Consider the following 1155-nt stretch of genomic DNA (forward strand, 5'->3'; position numbering starts at 1 on the left):
TGCGCCCGCAGATCACCGACAATGCTATTGTCACCACAAAGTTTGAAGCAGGCACCGCCGAAAAAGTTTATGCCGAAGCACGCACGGAGACCAAAGCCAATGGCAAAGAGAGCACTCATTTTGGTCGAAGGCGATCCAACGGGTAATGGTCTCCTCTATATCCAAGCGGCCCAGAGTCTCGGTCTTCATCCAATTAGCTTGTCGGCTAATCCAACTCGGTACGACTATCTTGCGGCGGAAAGCTGCGAGGCAATCCGTGTTGATACAGACAATCTCGATGCGCTGATCCGCGAATGTTCCCGCCTGGCTGAGATCTATGACATTGCTGGGGTCACGTCCTCGCTGGAGGCGTTCTACGCGACGGTTGGCAAGCTCTGCCGGCATTTTGATTTGCCGGGACCGAACCCTGCATCCATTGAGCGGTGCTGCGACAAATTCCTTCAACGTCAGCTCCTCGCGGAGGCCGGCGTTCCAGTACCTGCTTTTCGCCTCGCAGCGAACGCCGCGGAGGTGGAAATCGCTGCCGCGGAGATCGGCTTACCAGTGGTTCTTAAGCCAGCCGTCGGGGCAGGCAGTTGCGGTGTCCGATTGTGCCGCGACGCCGATGAGGTGGCCGAACATACCAGCTATCTGTTGGACGGGCACATATGGCGGTCTTCGCCCAGGATACTGGTCGAAGAATTCGCACTAGGTCCCCATCATACCGCTCACACAATGGGAAACGAGGTCGTTGGGGTTTCCGCCTCGGAGTTCGTTTCACCGCCCCATTTCGTCTTTCGCGAGACAATGTTTCCAGCGCAGCTTACTGATGACGAGCATTCGCGTATCGCGGATATTTCGCTGGGCTGTATGCGAGCTCTCGGCCTTGGCTGGGGGCCGACGAACATCGAATTCCGTTGGACGAAGCGCGGCCCAGTCGTCATTGAGGTCAATCCGCGGCTTGGTGGCGTGCCTACTCCTCAGCTGGTTCAGCTGGCTTACGGGGTCGATCTTGTTACCGAGCATATCAAGCTCGTCATCGGCGACGAATGGGATTTGCGCGTAAAACATTCGCAGACTGCGGCCGCGCGGATCCTGGTTCCTGAACGTGATGGCATCCTCGATTGGATAGAGGGCGGCAGTCGGGCGGCTGCTTTGCCGGGCGTCGTCGAGGTC

At 57.8% G+C, this 1155-nt stretch carries 1 protein-coding gene; it reads left to right on the top strand.

Going from position 1 to position 1155, the window contains the following annotated elements; translation table 11 throughout:
- Nucleotides 1-99: 99 nt before the first annotated feature.
- On the top strand, nucleotides 100-1155 hold a 1056-nt coding region (locus tag AC0L2B_RS00195; RefSeq protein WP_473743637.1), incomplete at its 3' end, for an ATP-binding protein.

It is taken from the genome of Mesorhizobium sp. WSM4815 (genome assembly GCF_055811575.1).